Origin of the sequence: Pseudonocardia charpentierae (genome assembly GCF_031845345.1) — a bacterium.
GTDB classification, from domain to species: domain Bacteria; phylum Actinomycetota; class Actinomycetes; order Mycobacteriales; family Pseudonocardiaceae; genus Pseudonocardia; species Pseudonocardia charpentierae.
Map to the genome: position 1 here is coordinate 179,724 of NZ_JAVREJ010000002.1, position 14,583 is coordinate 194,306.

19 protein-coding genes are annotated in these 14,583 nt (G+C 74.2%); 16 read left to right on the plus strand and 3 right to left on the minus strand.

Features of this window, described 5'->3' with window-relative positions:
* Window positions 1-22: 22 nt before the first annotated feature.
* The 6 genes from RM445_RS03875 to RM445_RS03900 all read left to right on the plus strand — a co-directional run bounded on the left by RM445_RS03875 (window position 23) and on the right by RM445_RS03900 (window position 3,589).
* Window positions 23-316 carry a WXG100 family type VII secretion target gene (locus tag RM445_RS03875; RefSeq protein ID WP_311554581.1) on the plus strand — a complete coding sequence of 98 codons (294 nt, stop codon included), beginning with the start codon at window positions 23-25 and terminating at the stop codon, window positions 314-316.
* Window positions 317-532: 216 nt separating this feature from the next.
* On the plus strand, window positions 533-976 hold the full coding sequence (rplM, locus tag RM445_RS03880; protein ID WP_311554583.1) for a 50S ribosomal protein L13: 444 nt from the start codon (window positions 533-535) through the stop codon (window positions 974-976).
* The gene (rpsI, locus tag RM445_RS03885) at window positions 973-1,551 is read left to right on the plus strand and encodes a 30S ribosomal protein S9 (RefSeq protein WP_397469219.1); all 579 of its coding nucleotides are present in this window, start codon (window positions 973-975) and stop codon (window positions 1,549-1,551) included. The genes rplM and rpsI overlap by 4 nt, the downstream gene beginning before the upstream one ends.
* 8 nt (window positions 1,552-1,559) lie before the next feature.
* Complete coding sequence (gene glmM / locus RM445_RS03890; protein WP_311554585.1) at window positions 1,560-2,894, plus strand: phosphoglucosamine mutase; 1,335 nt, start codon at window positions 1,560-1,562, stop codon at window positions 2,892-2,894.
* Between the two features lie 57 nt (window positions 2,895-2,951).
* Window positions 2,952-3,242, plus strand: a complete 291-nt coding sequence (locus tag RM445_RS03895; RefSeq protein ID WP_311554586.1) for a hypothetical protein — start codon at window positions 2,952-2,954, stop codon at window positions 3,240-3,242.
* The gene (locus RM445_RS03900; RefSeq protein ID WP_311554587.1) at window positions 3,239-3,589 is read left to right on the plus strand and encodes a hypothetical protein; all 351 of its coding nucleotides are present in this window, start codon (window positions 3,239-3,241) and stop codon (window positions 3,587-3,589) included. The genes RM445_RS03895 and RM445_RS03900 overlap by 4 nt, the downstream gene beginning before the upstream one ends.
* 12 nt (window positions 3,590-3,601) lie before the next feature.
* On the opposite strand, the gene RM445_RS03905 is transcribed toward RM445_RS03900, so the two are convergent.
* Window positions 3,602-4,429 (minus strand): dienelactone hydrolase family protein, encoded by an 828-nt coding sequence (locus tag RM445_RS03905; RefSeq protein WP_311554588.1) that lies wholly within the window; start codon window positions 4,427-4,429, stop codon window positions 3,602-3,604.
* Between the two features lie 142 nt (window positions 4,430-4,571).
* On the opposite strand from RM445_RS03905, the gene RM445_RS03910 reads away from it, so the two are divergent.
* From RM445_RS03910 to tsaE, 6 genes are all read left to right on the plus strand, one after another.
* Complete coding sequence (locus RM445_RS03910; RefSeq protein ID WP_311554589.1) at window positions 4,572-5,099, plus strand: DUF4333 domain-containing protein; 528 nt, start codon at window positions 4,572-4,574, stop codon at window positions 5,097-5,099.
* The gene (locus RM445_RS03915; protein ID WP_311554590.1) at window positions 5,096-5,716 is read left to right on the plus strand and encodes a DUF4333 domain-containing protein; all 621 of its coding nucleotides are present in this window, start codon (window positions 5,096-5,098) and stop codon (window positions 5,714-5,716) included. Before RM445_RS03910 ends, RM445_RS03915 begins: the two co-directional genes overlap by 4 nt.
* Before the next feature lie 9 nt (window positions 5,717-5,725).
* Window positions 5,726-7,156, plus strand: coding sequence for an NAD(P)H-hydrate dehydratase (locus tag RM445_RS03920; protein WP_311554591.1), 1,431 nt, complete (start codon window positions 5,726-5,728; stop codon window positions 7,154-7,156).
* A gap of 72 nt (window positions 7,157-7,228) precedes the next feature.
* Window positions 7,229-8,422, plus strand: coding sequence for an alanine racemase (alr, locus tag RM445_RS03925; protein WP_311554592.1), 1,194 nt, complete (start codon window positions 7,229-7,231; stop codon window positions 8,420-8,422).
* Window positions 8,419-9,525 (plus strand): alpha/beta fold hydrolase, encoded by a 1,107-nt coding sequence (locus RM445_RS03930; RefSeq protein ID WP_311554593.1) that lies wholly within the window; start codon window positions 8,419-8,421, stop codon window positions 9,523-9,525. Before alr ends, RM445_RS03930 begins: the two co-directional genes overlap by 4 nt.
* Entirely contained in the window at window positions 9,522-10,055 is a 534-nt protein-coding gene (tsaE, locus tag RM445_RS03935) for a tRNA (adenosine(37)-N6)-threonylcarbamoyltransferase complex ATPase subunit type 1 TsaE (protein ID WP_311554594.1), read from the plus strand. Before RM445_RS03930 ends, tsaE begins: the two co-directional genes overlap by 4 nt.
* Here the strand turns inward: tsaE and RM445_RS03940 are convergent.
* Window positions 9,997-10,740: a hypothetical protein gene (locus RM445_RS03940; protein WP_311554595.1), complete on the minus strand. Its 744-nt coding sequence runs from the start codon at window positions 10,738-10,740 to the stop codon at window positions 9,997-9,999. The two genes, tsaE and RM445_RS03940, sit on opposite strands and share 59 nt — an antisense overlap.
* An 88-nt stretch (window positions 10,741-10,828) precedes the next feature.
* Between RM445_RS03940 and tsaB the strand changes: the two genes are divergently transcribed.
* From tsaB to tsaD, 3 genes are read left to right on the plus strand one after another with little or no spacing between them, the layout of a single operon-like run.
* Complete coding sequence (gene tsaB, locus RM445_RS03945; protein ID WP_311554596.1) at window positions 10,829-11,503, plus strand: tRNA (adenosine(37)-N6)-threonylcarbamoyltransferase complex dimerization subunit type 1 TsaB; 675 nt, start codon at window positions 10,829-10,831, stop codon at window positions 11,501-11,503.
* Entirely contained in the window at window positions 11,500-11,982 is a 483-nt protein-coding gene (gene rimI / locus RM445_RS03950; protein WP_311554597.1) for a ribosomal protein S18-alanine N-acetyltransferase, read from the plus strand. The genes tsaB and rimI overlap by 4 nt, the downstream gene beginning before the upstream one ends.
* Window positions 11,979-13,022 (plus strand): tRNA (adenosine(37)-N6)-threonylcarbamoyltransferase complex transferase subunit TsaD, encoded by a 1,044-nt coding sequence (tsaD, locus tag RM445_RS03955; protein ID WP_311554598.1) that lies wholly within the window; start codon window positions 11,979-11,981, stop codon window positions 13,020-13,022. Before rimI ends, tsaD begins: the two co-directional genes overlap by 4 nt.
* Before the next feature lie 107 nt (window positions 13,023-13,129).
* Here the strand turns inward: tsaD and RM445_RS03960 are convergent, their stop codons facing one another.
* Window positions 13,130-14,065 carry an aldo/keto reductase gene (locus tag RM445_RS03960; protein WP_311554599.1) on the minus strand — a complete coding sequence of 312 codons (936 nt, stop codon included), beginning with the start codon at window positions 14,063-14,065 and terminating at the stop codon, window positions 13,130-13,132.
* Between the two features lie 213 nt (window positions 14,066-14,278).
* Between RM445_RS03960 and groES the strand changes: the two genes are divergently transcribed.
* Complete coding sequence (gene groES, locus RM445_RS03965; protein WP_311554601.1) at window positions 14,279-14,569, plus strand: co-chaperone GroES; 291 nt, start codon at window positions 14,279-14,281, stop codon at window positions 14,567-14,569.
* Window positions 14,570-14,583 lie beyond the last annotated feature (14 nt).

Below are 14,583 nucleotides of genomic sequence, written 5' to 3' on the forward strand. Positions count from 1 at the left end.
GCGGGCAGAGAAGGAGCGATCGATGGGTGAGATCAAGGTGGCGTTCGCGGCGCTGGAGGCGGCCCGTACGGACGTCGTGGGCACGGCGGCGCGGATCTCGGGGCGGCTCGACGACCTGCGCGGCGCGGTCGTCCCGCTCGCGTCGACCTGGCAAGGGCAGGCCGCGCAGGAGTACCGGGGCCGCCAACGGCAGTGGGACGTCGCGGCGGCGGACCTCGTCCGCGTGCTCGGCGACGTCGGCCGCGCGCTCGGACAGGCGGAGGCGGGTTACCGCGCCGCGGAGACCGCCAACGCGAACCTCTGGCGGTCGGGATGAGGGTCCCGGACGGCCGGGCCGAGAGCGCGATGTCCCCCGCCAGGGGGGTGATTTGAAGTCGCCCGTCGGCGGCGGGTACCCTCGATATTCGATGTGCGGCGAGTGGCGACTCGCGGCCGCGACCCAACCGCGGCCCGCGCGCCCGCCCGGGGCCTCCCGCCCCAAACCGGCCGCAGCGACAGGCAGCACACGAGCCGAGAACGACGAGGTAGATCCGTGCCCACGTACAGCCCCAAGCCCGGCGATATCACCCGCGCCTGGCACGTGATCGACGCCACGGACGTGGTGCTCGGCCGGCTCGCCTCGCAGGCCGCCACGCTCCTGCGTGGCAAGCACAAGCCCACCTATGCGCCGCATATGGATACCGGCGACTTCGTGGTCATCGTGAACGCGGAGAAGATCGCCGTCGCGCAGAGCAAGCGCGAGAACGAGTTCGTCTACCGGCACAGTGGCTACCCGGGCGGTCTGCGCAAGCGCTCGGTCGGCGAGATGATCGAGAAGCACCCGGACCGGCTGGTCGAGAAGGCCATCAAGGGCATGCTCCCGAAGAACCGGCTCGGCCGTGCGATGAGCAAGAAGCTCAAGGTGTACGCCGGTCCGGCGCACCCGCACACGGCCCAGAAGCCCGTCGACTACCAGATCACCCAGGTCGCGCAGTGACCGAGCCGACCAGCACCGAGTACCCGGAAGAGGGACAGCCCGTGACCACCCCCGAGCCCGCGATCGAGGCCATCGAGGCCGTCGAGGAGGCCGCTGTCGAGGCCGAGGCGCTCGACCTCGCCGATGCGGCCGACGACGACTACGAGGCCGAGGTCGGCAACGCCGCCGAGATCCCCGTGGTCTTCACCGAGCGTCCCGTGCAGACCGTCGGCCGCCGCAAGGAGGCCATCGTCCGGGTCCGCCTGATGCCCGGCACCGGCAAGTTCACGCTGAACGGCAAGAGCCTCGAGACCTACTTCCCGAACAAGCTGCACCAGCAGCTCATCCGGGAGCCTCTCGTCACGGTCGACAAGACCGAGCGGTTCGACATCTTCGCGAATCTGCAGGGCGGCGGAACCTCCGGCCAGGCCGGTGCGCTGCGCCTGGCCATCGCCCGCGCCCTCATCGAGGTCGACGCCGAGGACCGCCCGTCGCTCAAGCGCGCCGGCTTCCTCACCCGCGACTCCCGTGCAACCGAGCGCAAGAAGTACGGCCTGAAGAAGGCGCGCAAGGCGCCGCAGTACAGCAAGCGCTGATCGCAGGCGTGGCACGGCTGTTCGGCACGGACGGCGTCCGCGGGCTGGCCAACGGTGAGCTGCTCACTCCTGAGCTCGCTCTGTCGTTGGCCGCCTCGGCGGCGCGCGTGCTCGCAGAACGCGACCGCACCCACCGCCCGATCGCGGTGGTCGGTCGCGACCCCCGCGCCAGCGGAGAGATGCTCGAGGCGGCGGTCGTCGCCGGGCTCGCCTCCGCCGGTGCGGACGCCGTGCGTGTGGGTGTTCTGCCCACTCCGGCGGTCGCCCATCTCGTCGACACTCTCGGCGCCGACCTGGGCGTGATGATCTCCGCGTCGCACAACGAGATGCCGGACAACGGCATCAAGTTGTTCGCGGCAGGCGGGCACAAGCTGCCCGACACCATGGAAGACGCGGTCGAGCAGGGGCTGGAAGCACCGTTCGCCCGCCCCACCGGTGCGGGCGTCGGACGCGTGCGCGACCTGCCGGACGCCGGATCGCGCTACCTGGCGCACCTGCTGGCGAGCACCCCGCAGCCGTTGGCCGGGTTGCGCGTGGTGGTCGACTGCGCCTACGGCGCCGCTTCGGCCGTCGCCCCCGACTGTTACGCGCGTGCCGGCGCGGACGTCGTCGCCCTGCACGCCGACCCGGACGGTCTCAACATCAACGACGGTGTGGGCTCGACCCACCTCGGTCCGCTGCGCGAGGCCGTCCGTGCGCACGGCGCGGACATCGGCATCGCCCACGACGGCGACGCCGACCGCTGCCTCGCCGTCGATGCGGACGGCCGCGCCGTCGACGGCGACCAGATCATGGCGGTGCTGGCGGTCGCCATGCACGAGACGGGCGAGCTCGTCGACGACACGCTGGTCGCCACGGTCATGAGCAATCTCGGCCTGCACCTGGCGATGCGCGAGCACGGCATCAGGATGCTGGCCACCCAGGTGGGCGACCGGTACGTCCTCGAAGAGCTGCGCGCGGGCGGGTACTCGCTCGGCGGCGAGCAGTCCGGGCACGTCGTCCTGCCCGCCTACGCCACCACCGGCGACGGACTGCTGACCGCGCTGCGCGTGATGGCGCGCATGGCGAAGACCGGCAAGAGCCTCGCCGACCTCGCGGGCGTCGTGACGGTCCTCCCGCAGGTGTTGGAGAACGTCCGCGTCGCCGATAAGGCCGCCGTGGCCGCGTCGCCGGTCGTCCGCGATGCGGTCGCCGCCGTCGAGGCACGCCTGGGCGACACCGGCCGGGTGCTGCTCCGGCCTTCGGGCACCGAGCAGCTGGTGCGGGTGATGGCGGAGGCCCCGACGATCGACGAGGCCCGTGCGGCCGTGGCGGAGCTGAGCGCCGTCGTCGCGGCGAGCTGACCGGTAGATCTCCCCGAACGACCACGCCGCGCCGGCGACGTGGTGCACCATCGAGCGGTGCCCCACGACCTGCACGTCGACCTCGCCGCGCTCCGCTCCGCCCGGGTATCGGCCCGCGCGTTGCTCGATGCGCTGCGGCCGGACGGGCTGGATCCGGCGGACCTGTCCGCGCTCTCGGCGGTTCCGGGCGGCGCGGGGCTGGCCGCGGAGCACGACCGGCTGCTCGCCGCCGCCGATCGGGCGGTCCGGGAGGTCACCGAGCTGCACGACGCGCTCGGGATCGCCCTGGCCGAGCTGGAGGCGGCGGAGTCGCACGCGGTGCGGTCGCTGACCGTCGCCGACCGGTGACGTCCTCCGGGCGGCCGGAGCTGCAGCGGGCCCGCGACTGGTCGAGCGCTTTCGCGGCGGCACTCGATGCCGCTGGAGCAGAGGTCGGAGATCTCGCGCGGCGGCTCGCCGCCGGCTGGCCGGACGCCCACGGCCGGGGGTGGAGCGAGCGGCTCCAGGTGCTGCGGCACACCCTTGCGGACGACGCCGACGCGGCGGTACGGCTGGGACAGGCCGTGGAGCGGGCGACGGATGAGCCGATCGGTCCCGCGGCCGCGGGACCGCGCCTCGGCGGCATCGCGGCCCGCCGCGCCGACGACGAGCGCGGCGTCCGGATCCCGCGTCTGGACGACCCTCCGGGCGGGTGACCGCGGCCGGACTCAGGAGCGGGTGATCAGCTCGGTGCCCTTGACCTTGCCCTCCACCAGCACGTCGCCGCGGTCCTCGCCGACGAGATGGTGCAACAGGAAGGCCGTGACCAGCGCGCGGGTCAGCTGTCGTGTCTTCGCGCTGGGGCTGCCCGTGAGCAGCATGTCGCTCCAGTGCCGCCCGTCGAGGAAGCCCGTGTGCTCGGCCTTGCGCAGCGTGCGCAGCCAGACGGGGCCGCCCGCCGCCGCGGCGATCGGCTCCGCGTGCCCGGCCGAGGGCGCGACGGTGTCGCGCCCTGCGGCGATGTGCAGGGCCGGCACGGTGGCCCGCCGCGCGGCGTCGAGCGCGGAGGGCCGGGTCTGTGCGACGGCGATGGTGACGACCGCGGCCAGCCGCGGCGTGTCCGCGGCGGCCAGCAGCGCGGCGCCTCCACCGATCCCGTGGCCGACGAGCGCGGTACGCCGACCGTCGACGCTGATCCTGCCGTCGCCCAGGCGGACGCCGACGCACACCTCCAGCGCCGTACGGAGATCCGCGGCGAACCGGGCGTGGCTGGGCAACGCACCCCGCTGGCTGTCCGGTGCGGCGACGACGATCCCCCACGAGGCGAGGTGGCGCAGCAGCTCGGCGTAGCGCCCCACGGGCTGGAGCCAGTCGTGCCCGAACGCGACCGCGGGCAGCCCCAGCCCCTCGGTCGGTGCGAACACCACTCCGGGCACCCCGACCATGCCGAGGTCGCCGCGCAGCACCTCGTGCGGCCCCTTGTCGGCGAGCCGCGACACCGCCTCGCGCGCGCTCCTCACCTCGGGCGGCCGGGCGAACGCGCTGGTGGGGCTCACAGCGCTGCACCGTACCGCCGACGATCACACCCGGCCCAGCGTGGTCGGCGTGATCTCGCCCGAGCCGCGCCACCTGCGGTAACGATGATCGGCGCGCCAGCGATGCCGAGAAGACTGCGGACCTTGAGACCTGGGAGAACCGATGGCGCTCCGGATCGGTCCGTCCTGGCGTCGTACCGCCGCGGTCGTTCTGCTCGCGAGCCTCCTCGGAGGGTGCTCGAGCGCCGAGCTCGACGACGACGACGTCGTGACGACACTGCGCACGGAGCTCGGGCGCCACGGCGTGCAGGCCGACGACCTGCGCTGCCCGAACGATCTTCGGGCCGAGGTCGGCGCGTCGGTGCGGTGCACGTTCACGGTCGGCGGCCAGCCGGTCGACGCGGTCGCGAAGATCCTGGCGGTCGACGCCGGCACCGTGACCTACGACGTGCACACCGAGGCGCGGCCCGTCATGAAGGATGTGCTCGAGCGGTCGGTGGCGCAGATGCTCCAGCAGGCCGGCGTGCCCGCGGGCACCGCGAGCTGCGTGGACGACCTGCCGCCGCAGGTGGGGGCGACCGTCGGGTGCACACTGTCCGGCCCCGAGGGTGATTCGCGCTGGACGGTCCGGACCACCTCGGTGGACGGCGGCAAAATCGACTACTCCATCGAGCAGGCGGGTCCTACATGAGCGGGTCGGGTCGGTTGGTGGCGGTGCTCACCGGCGTGTTCACAGCGGTCGCCCTCACGGCGTGCGGGCGCGTCGCCACCGACGACAGCGTCGAGGAGCAGATCAAGAGCCAGCTCGGCACCGACACCTCGGACTGCCCGACCGACCTGAAGGGCGAGCCGGGTCAGTCGATCGTGTGCACGGCGACGAAGGGTGCCGAGGCGTTCGACGTCAAGGTCACGGTCACCTCCGTCTCCGGCAGCACGATCAACTTCATGATCGAACGTGTCGGCGGCCCCGCCGCCGCCGAAACGACGGTCAGTACACCGACCACCGTGCCGACCACCGTGCCGACCACCGTGCCGACCACCGTGCCGCCGTCGACCGCAGGCACCGGAGTGGTCGACGGGAAGTCCGTCGCGCAGAGCGTCCTCCTCCAGCTCAAGGCCGAGGACAAGCAGGTCGACGAGGTCAGCTGCCCGGACCTGACGGCGACGGTCGGGGCGTCGCAGCGGTGCGTGCTCCGGGCGGGGGCCGACACCTACGGCGTGACGGTGACCGTCACGAGCGTGCAGGGCACGGACGTCAAGTTCGACATCCAGGTGGACAAGACCCCCACGACCACACCGTCGCGCTAACGTCCCGGGATGCATAAGGTCTTCACCGCCGAGCAGGTGCGCGCCGCTGAGCAGGTGGTGCTGGCACGGGTCCCGCCGGGCGCCCTGATGCGTCGTGCCGCCTTCGGGCTCGCCGTCGTCGCCCGGCGGATGCTGGCCGACCGCGGCGGACGGCGCGTCGCGCTCCTCGTGGGAGCCGGGGACAACGGCGGCGACGCCCTGTGGGCCGGGGCGGAGCTGCGCCGTCGGGGCGTCGGGGTCACCGCAGTGCTCCTCGATCCGCAGCGGGCCCACGAGGAGGGTCTCGCCGCGCTGCGCAGGGCGGGGGGCCGGATCGTCGCGGACGGGCCCGACGGCGCCGCCGCGATCGCGCGGGCGGACCTCGTGCTCGACGGCATCGTCGGCCTCTCCGGCCGCGGGCCGTTGCGTCCGGCCGCGGCCGAGCTCGTCGGCGTCGCGGAGCGCCTCTCGACCCCGGTGCTGGCCGTCGACTCGCCCAGCGGCGTCGACCCCGACACAGGAGCGGTCGACGGGCCCGCCGTCACCGCGGCCGCGACCGTCACCTTCGGTGCGCTCAAGCCCGTGCACGTGCTCGCCGCGCACTGGTGCGGTTCCGTGGAGCTGGTCGACATCGGGCTCGGGCCGGAGCTGCCGGAGCCGCATGCGGTCGTCCTCGGCGAGGCGGACGTGGCGGCGCGCTGGCCGATACCCGGCCCGACGGACGACAAGTACACCCAGGGCGTCACCGGCGTGGCGGCCGGATCGGCGACCTATCCGGGTGCGGCCGTGCTGGCCTCGGGTGCGGCCGTGCTCGCGACCAGCGGCATGGTGCGCTACGCCGGGACGGCCGCCGACCCGGTCCGCGCCCGCTGGCCCGAGATCATCGCCACGGACGACGTCGCCGACGCCGGGCGCACCCAGTCGTGGGCGGTCGGGCCCGGCATCGGGACCGACGACGCGGGCCGGGCGCTGCTCGAGGCCGTGCTGGACCGTGACGTCCCCGTGTGCGTCGACGCCGACGGCGTCACCCTGCTGGGCCTGCACGCGGACCTGCGGAGCAGGGTCGCCGGCCGGCCCGTGCTGATCACCCCTCACGACCGGGAGTTCGCCCGGGTCGCGGGCGAGGTCGGTGCGGACCGGATCGGTGCCGCGCGGCGGGCCGCGGCGGCGCTCGGGGTGACCGTGCTCCTCAAGGGCAACGCCACGGTGGTCGCGGACCCGGACGGCCGGACGCTCGTGCACCCGTCGACGACGTCGTGGGCGGCCACGGCGGGTTCCGGCGACGTGCTGACCGGGATCGTCGGAGCACTCCTGGCCGCCGGGCTCGAGCCGTGGTGGGCGGCGGGCTGCGGAGCGTTCCTGCACGCCCGGGCGGCCGAGCTGGCGGCGGACGGTGCGCCTGCCCCCTCGTCGGCGATCCAGCACGCGATCACCGCGGCGATCCGGTCCGTCCGGCACTGACCCCTGAACCGGTGCGCAGTGCGCGCCGCCCGGCCGGCACGGCTGCCGTCGGCCGGATGGGAAGATGGCGGTATGGCCGACCTCCGCCCCGCGTCCGGCGCCGCGGCCCGGATCGAGGCGAGGGTCGACGTCGCCGCGGTGCGGCACAACGTCCGGGTGCTTCGCGCCGCCACGGCCCCCGGCGCCGCGGTGATGGCCGTGGTGAAGGCCGACGGGTACGGCCACGGGGCGGTCCCGGTCGCCCACGCGGCGCTCGACGCGGGGGCGACCTGGCTCGGCGTCTGCACTCTCGACGAGGCCATGGCGCTGCGCGGGGCGGGCATCACCGCGCCATTGCTGTCGTGGCTGCACCTGCCCGACGAGGACTTCGCGCCCGCCGTCGCCGCGGGGATCGACCTGTCCGTCGCGTCGCGGGCGCACCTGGCCGCCGTGTGCGACGGCGCACGCCGGGCCGGCCGAGCGGCGCGGGTGCACCTCAAGGCTGACACCGGGCTGAGCCGCAACGGCGCCGTGGCGGCCGACTGGCCGGAGCTCGTCGACGCCGCGGCGAAGGCCGCAGCCGAAGGGGAGTGCGAGGTCGTGGCGGTGTGGTCGCACCTCGCCCACGCCGACACCCCCGGGCATCCGATGCTCGACGTCCAGGCCGCGCGGCTGAACGCGGCGTGGCGGGCCGCGGTCGACCGCGGCCTCGCGCCGATCCGGCACCTGGCCAACGCCGCGGCCACGCTGACCCGGCCCGACCTGCACTTCGACCTCGTCCGCCCCGGGATCGCGGTGTACGGCCTGGACCCGCTGGGACGCCCCGTCGGGCAGAGCCCGCTGCGCCCGGCCATGACGCTGGCCGCGCGGGTGGTGCTGGTCAAGCGCATCCCGGCCGGTGAAGGCGTCTCCTACGGGCACGAGTGGACGGCTGCGACGGACACCACGCTCGCGCTCGTCCCGATCGGGTACGCCGACGGTGTGCCTCGGCGACTGAACTTCGGCGGCCGGATGCAGGTGCTGCTCGGCGGCCGGCTGCGCCCGGTCGTGGGGCGGGTGTGCATGGACCAGGTGGTCGTCGACTGCGGCCCGGGAGGCGGCGACGCGGTGGCGGTGGGCGATCGCGCGGTGCTGTTCGGGCCGGGGGACGCGGGCGAGCCGACCGCACAGGACTGGGCGGACGAGCTCGGCACCATCCACTACGAGGTCGTGACGGGCGTGCACGGCGCGCGGGTACGCCGCACCGTCGTCGACGGCGACGATGCGACCGCAGGAAGGCGGGCATGACGTACAGACGGGCCTGGCAGGCCGTCGGCGTGGCCGGTGGACTGGCCGGTGCGGCCGCCACCGGCGCGGCGGTCAGCCTCGCCGCCCGACGGCGTCACCGCGACGCCGTCGACCGGCACACGCTGGCCACCCAGATGTCGACCGGGGCCGACGACACCGGGGCGCTGCCCGCCGGCACGCCGTCGTCGGTGACGGCGGACGACGGCGTGCGGCTCTCCTGCGAGGAGATCGAACCCCCGCCGGGCGTGCCCGCCGATCTCACCGTCGTGCTCGTGCACGGGTTTGCGCTCGACCGGCGCACCTGGCACTTCCAGCGCCGGTTCCTGGCCGACCTCCCAGACCCGGTCCTCCGTCAGGTGATCTACGACCAGCGCAGCCACGGCCGCTCCGAGCGGGCGCCCCGGGCGAGCTGCACGATCGACCAGCTCGGCCACGACCTCGCCGCCGTGCTGCGGGCGCTGGCGCCCGACGGCCCCCTCGTGCTCGTGGGCCACTCGATGGGCGGCATGACGATCATGGCGCTCGCCGAGCAGCAGCCGGAGTTCTTCGCGGAGCGGGTGCTCGGGGTCGCCTTCCTCGCGACGTCCGCGGCGGAGGTCGGGAGCCGCGGGCTGCCCGGCACGTTCCTGTCGCGCCGCAATCCCTTCACTCGCGGGCTGGGCCTCGTCGCGAGCTGGCAGCCGCTTCTCGTCGAGGGTGCCCGGCGGGTCGGGCACGACCTGATCTGGTCGCTGACCCGGCGGTTCTCCTACGGCGACCGCCGCATCGACCCCGCGCGCGTCGACCTCGTCGACTCGATGATCAGCGCGAACGCCGTGGACGCGCTGACCGACTTCGTCGACACCCTCGGCACCCACAACCGCATCGCCGCCCTCCCGGCACTCGCCGGCTGCGAGGTGCTGGTCGCGGCGGGGGACGCGGACGCGCTGATCCCGTTTCGGCACAGCGAGGTCATCGCCGCCGAGCTGCCCGGCGCGACCCTGGTACGGCTGCCCGGTGTCGGACATATGCCGATGCTGGAGCAGCCCGAAGTGATCGACGCCGCGCTGGCCGACCTGATCGCCCGCTCCGCGGAGCACCTGCCCACCTGGAGGCGAGCATGAGCACCGTCGACGTCGACCCGGTGCCGCTGGACACCCCGCTCGAGCTGCCCGACACCGCCGACACCGAGGCCCTCGGCGAGCGGCTCGCTGCCGACCTGCGCGCGGGCGACCTGGTCGTGCTCTCCGGACCGCTGGGTGCGGGCAAGACCGCCCTGGTGCGCGGCCTGGCCCGCGGACTCGGTGTCGCCGGGCCCGTCACGTCGCCCACGTTCGTCATCGCCCGCGAGCACCGGCCGCTGCCCGGCGGCGCAGGCGTGCCGCTGGTGCACGTCGACGCCTACCGGCTCGGCACCGTCGGCGACGTCGCCGCCGAGCTCGACGACCTCGACCTCGACACCGACCTCGACGGCGCCGTCGTCGCCGTCGAGTGGGGCGAGGGCGTGGCCGAGCGCCTCGCCGCCCGCCACCTGCTCGTGCGGCTCGACCGACGCCCCGACGACGTGCGGATCGCCCACGTGCACCGCGTCGGGCTCACCGCCACGGCGGATCGTCCGGCGACGGATCGTCGGGCGGGTACGGAAACCCGCTGATCCCGCCCTGCTCAATGTCGCGCAGGATGTCGCGCAGGTCGTCGCGCAGTTCGGTGCGCAGGGTCTCGAGCTCGGCCGGGTCCGGATGCCGCGGCCCGTCGCCGACGAACGCCCGCAGCACGTCCAGCGGGCTCCGCCCGTGGTACTCGCACTGCTGCCCCAGCCGGTTCAGCAGCTGGACGGTCTCCCGGTAGGGCAGGTGGCACTCGCACTCGACCGGTGCCGGCGCGTCCTCTCCTCGCAGCCGGCCGTGCCGGTCCAGCCCGCCGTAGCACAGCAGCGGCTTGCGCAGCTCCGCCAGGGGATCGCTCGCGCCGTCCAGCCGGTCTGTCTCGGTGAGGAAGTCGAACCACTGCCACCCCATGGAATTCCCTCGGGCCTCGGCGAGGTCGACGGGCCAGAGGCAGCCGTGCAACGAGCACCAGTTCGGCACGTCGCAGCGCAGCACGTGGTAGACAGCCCAGAATTTGTCCATGGCTGTGCGGGTCCAGCGGGTGGGGGAGACCTCGCGGACGAACCCGGCGTCGGACGCGACGCAGATCAGCGTGAAGTGGTCGGGATCGGTGCGGCGCTCCCGGCCGTCCTGCCAGCGCGCCGCCGCCACGAGCAGGTGGGAGTAGACGTCGCGGATCGGGCCCAGCGCCCGATAGGAGTCCCATGGGGAGAGGGGAATGAGGTGTGTCATGGGGCCACCGTCGGCGGTCGGTCCGACGACTCCGGGCGGAACCGGGCCGCGCGGCGGGAGTTGTCCACAGGCGCATTAGGCTCGGTGTGTGCTCGTGCTCGCCCTGGACACCGCCACGCCCGCTGTGACGGCAGGCATCGTCGAGGTCGCTCCCGACCGTGCCGACGCGACGGCCACCCTAGCCGTCCGGGTCACCCGCGACGCCCGCAAGCACGGCGAACTCCTCATGCCGGAGGCGCTCGCCGCGTGTGCCGAGGCGGGTGTCGCGCTCGCCGACATCGACGCCGTCGTCGTCGGCACCGGCCCGGGCCCGTTCACGGGCCTGCGGGTCGGGATGGTGACCGCCGCCGCCCTCGGCGACGCGCTGGACGTCCCGGTGCACGGTGTCTGCTCGCTCGACGCGATCGCCGCGGAGGCCCTCGATGCAGGCGGTCCGCTGCTCGTCGTCACCGACGCCCGCCGCCGCGAGGTCTACTGGGCGGCGTACTCCGGGGGCGTCCAGATCACCGGACCGCACGTCGAGGCGCCGGCAGCGCTCGTGGCCCGGATTCCCGAGCTGGGCGCGGTCGCGGCCGCCGGGGCCTGCGCGGCCGGGACCGGTCTGCGGGTGGTGGCTCCGGAGGCACCCGGTCCGGCCGGTCTCGTCGCGTGCGCGGTCGACGCGCTGCGCGCCGGCGTGCGGCCGGGCCCGCTGGAGCCGCTGTACCTGCGCCGGCCGGACGCCGTGGCCCCGGGGCCGCGCAAGCCGGTCGGCACCGGATGAGGGCGCGAGACGTGACCCTTCCCCCTGATGTCGTGCTCGAGGCCCTGCGACCGGCGGACGCGTTCCGGTGCGCCGCACTGGAGCAGGTGCTCTTCCCCGGCGACGAGCCGTGGAACGCCGCCGCGTTCCGCGAGGAACTGCGCGCGGGCCACACCTACCTGGCGGCCAGGATCGACGGCGAGCTGGTCGGCTACGGCGGGGTCGCGGTGGTCGGCAAGCCACCGGGCGCCGAGGCCGAGATCCACACCATCGGCGTCGACCCGGCGCACCAGGGCCGCGGGATCGGTCGTGCCCTGCTGCGCGGTCTGCTCGCCGCCGCCGACAGGCTGCACGCGACGGTGTTCCTGGAGGTCCGGACGGACAACGACGCGGCCCGGACCCTGTACGAGACCGAGGGCTTCGTCGTGGTCGGCCTGCGCCGCAACTACTACCGGCCCAGCGGGGCGGACGCGTACACGATGCGGAGGCAGGCCCGGTGACCGTCGTCCTGGGAATCGAGACCTCGTGCGACGAGACCGGCGTCGGGATCGTCTCACTCGACGACACGGGCCGCGTCGAGCTGCTCGCCGACGAGATCGCCTCGTCGGTGGAGGAGCACGCCCGCTTCGGCGGCGTGGTGCCCGAGGTGGCCTCCCGTGCGCACCTGCAGGCGATGGTCCCCGCCGTGCACCGGGCGCTGAAGACGGCCGGGGTGCGCCCGCGCGACGTCGCCGCCGTCGCGGTCACCGCCGGCCCGGGGCTGGCGGGTGCCCTGCTGGTGGGGGTCGCGGCGGCGAAGGCCTACGCGGCGGCGTGGGACGTGCCGCTCTACGGCGTGAACCACCTCGCCGCCCACGTCGCCGTCGACACCCTGCAGCACGGGCCGCTGCCCCCGTGCCTGGCGCTGCTGGTCTCCGGCGGGCACTCGAGCCTGCTCGACGTCCCGGACCTCGCCGGCCCGGTCACGCCGCTCGGCGCGACGATCGACGACGCCGCGGGCGAGGCCTTCGACAAGGTCGCGCGCCTGCTCGGGCTGCCGTTCCCCGGAGGCCCGCACATCGACCGCGTCGGGCGTGACGGCGACCCCGCGGCCGTCGCGTTCCCGCGCGGGCTCACCGGCCCGCGCGACGCCCCCTTCGACTTCTCCTTCTCCGGGCTGAAGACCGCCGTGGCCCGCCACGTCGAGGCGCTGCAGCGCGCGGGGGAGCCCGTCCCGGTCGCCGACGTGGCCGCGAGCTTCCAGGAGGCGGTCGTCGACGTGCTCACGGCCAAGGCCGTGCGCGCGGCCCGGGAGCAAGGAGCGGAGACGATGGTGCTCGGCGGCGGTGTCGCCGCGAACTCCCGGCTGCGGGCGCTGGCCGAGGAGCGCTGCACCGCGGCCGGGATCGCGCTGCGGGTGCCGCGCCCCCGGCTGTGCACCGACAACGGCGCGATGGTCGCGGCGCTGGGCGCGCACCTGTTGGCGGGAGGGGCGAAGCCGTCGCGGCTGGACCTGCCGGCGAACTCGTCGTTGCCGGTGACCGAGGTGCTGGTCGGCTGACGAGCCCCGGTGCGGGGCTCGGGGAGTGCAGCATGGTGGCTTTGCTGCACTCCGACCGCAGCAAAGCCACCATGCTGCGAACAACCCGGCCCCCTCGGCAGGCTGGGTCAGCCGCTCACGTGGGTCAGCAACCGCACCTCGTCGTCGGTCAGCTTCAGGTCCAGCACCGGCAGCAGCTCCGCCAACTGCTCGGTGGTGCGGGCGCTCGCGATCGGCGCCACCACGGTCGGCTGCGCCGCGAGCCAGGCCAGCGCCACCGCCGCGACCGGCACCTCGTGCCCGGCGGCGATCTCGTCCAGCACCGCGAGCACCGCGCGGCCGCGGTCGTCGAGGTACGCCAGTGCGCCCTCGGCGCGCGGGCTGTCGACGGCGGCGCCGCCGTCGCGGTACTTGCCGGTCAGGAAGCCCTTCGCCAGCCCGTAGTAGGGCATGCACGACAGGCCCTCGGACTCCAGCACCGGCAGCAGCGCCGTCTCGAACTCCGACCGCTCCACGAGGTTGTAGTGCGGCTGCAGCGCGACGAACTCCGCCAGCCCGTCGCGCCGGGAGATCTCCAGCGCGCTGCGCAGGCGCTCCGCGGTGAAGTTGGACGCCGCGATCGCCCGCACCTTGCCCGCCCGCACGAGCGAGTCGAAGGCGTCGAGGTACTCCTCCTGCGCGACGCTCTGGTCGTCGTAGTGGGCGTAGTAGAGGTCGATGTGGTCGGTCTGCAGCCGACGCAGCGAGTCGTCGCACGCGGCGGCGATGTTGGCGGCGGCCAGGCCCTTGCGGGCCGGCAGCGACGACACCTTCGTCGCGAGGACGACGTCGTCGCGGCGACCGTGGGCCGCGAACCACTCGCCGATGATCGTCTCCGACTCCCCGCCGGAGTTGCCGGGAATCCGCCACATGTAGGAGTCGGCGGTGTCGACGAAGTTCCCACCCGCACCGACGAAGGCGTCGAGCACGGCGAAGGAGGTGTCGCGGTCGGCCGTCCAGCCGAAGACGTTGGCTCCCAGGCAGAGCCGGGAGACGTCGATGCCGCTGGTTCCGATGGTTGCCATGCCGCGAGCCTAGACATCGACTCGACACCCATCGGGGCCGCCGTTGAGCGGTTGGCACTCTCATGGGTAGAGTGCCAATGAGCCCAGGCTCACAGCGAGCGCCCGACCGGGCGTCCCGGCACCCGCGACGACGGGCCGCTCTCGGACCGGCTGCTCGCGACACGACATCACGTCAGGACATCGCACGCACCCCAGGGAAGGGGAGGTCATCAAGTGGCGAACATCAAGCCGCTCGAGGACAAGATCGTCGTCCAGGCCAGCGAGGCCGAGACCACCACGGCGTCGGGCATCGTCATCCCCGACACGGCCAAGGAGAAGCCGCAGGAGGGCAAGGTCCTCGCGGTGGGCCCCGGCCGCATCGACGACAACGGCAACCGCGTCCCGCTCGACGTACAGGTCGGCGACGTCGTCATCTACAGCAAGTACGGCGGCACCGAGGTGAAGTACAACGGCGAGGAGTACCTGATCCTCTCCGCCCGCGACGTCCTCGCGGTCGTCAACTGACGCTCACCCCGTAC

What these genes read in the sequence shown, in the direction of transcription:
- rimI (WP_311554597.1), top strand. Translation starts at nt 11,500, where the DNA reads ATGAGGGCGCGAGACGTGACCCTTCCCCCTGATGTCGTGCTCGAGGCC.
- RM445_RS03875 (WP_311554581.1), top strand. Translation starts at nt 23, where the DNA reads ATGGGTGAGATCAAGGTGGCGTTCGCGGCGCTGGAGGCGGCCCGTACG.
- RM445_RS03930 (WP_311554593.1), top strand. Translation starts at nt 8,419, where the DNA reads ATGACGTACAGACGGGCCTGGCAGGCCGTCGGCGTGGCCGGTGGACTG.
- alr (WP_311554592.1), top strand. Translation starts at nt 7,229, where the DNA reads ATGGCCGACCTCCGCCCCGCGTCCGGCGCCGCGGCCCGGATCGAGGCG.
- RM445_RS03960 (WP_311554599.1), bottom strand. Translation starts at nt 14,065, where the DNA reads ATGGCAACCATCGGAACCAGCGGCATCGACGTCTCCCGGCTCTGCCTG.
- RM445_RS03915 (WP_311554590.1), top strand. Translation starts at nt 5,096, where the DNA reads ATGAGCGGGTCGGGTCGGTTGGTGGCGGTGCTCACCGGCGTGTTCACA.
- RM445_RS03940 (WP_311554595.1), bottom strand. Translation starts at nt 10,740, where the DNA reads ATGACACACCTCATTCCCCTCTCCCCATGGGACTCCTATCGGGCGCTG.
- RM445_RS03910 (WP_311554589.1), top strand. Translation starts at nt 4,572, where the DNA reads ATGGCGCTCCGGATCGGTCCGTCCTGGCGTCGTACCGCCGCGGTCGTT.
- tsaE (WP_311554594.1), top strand. Translation starts at nt 9,522, where the DNA reads ATGAGCACCGTCGACGTCGACCCGGTGCCGCTGGACACCCCGCTCGAG.
- RM445_RS03920 (WP_311554591.1), top strand. Translation starts at nt 5,726, where the DNA reads ATGCATAAGGTCTTCACCGCCGAGCAGGTGCGCGCCGCTGAGCAGGTG.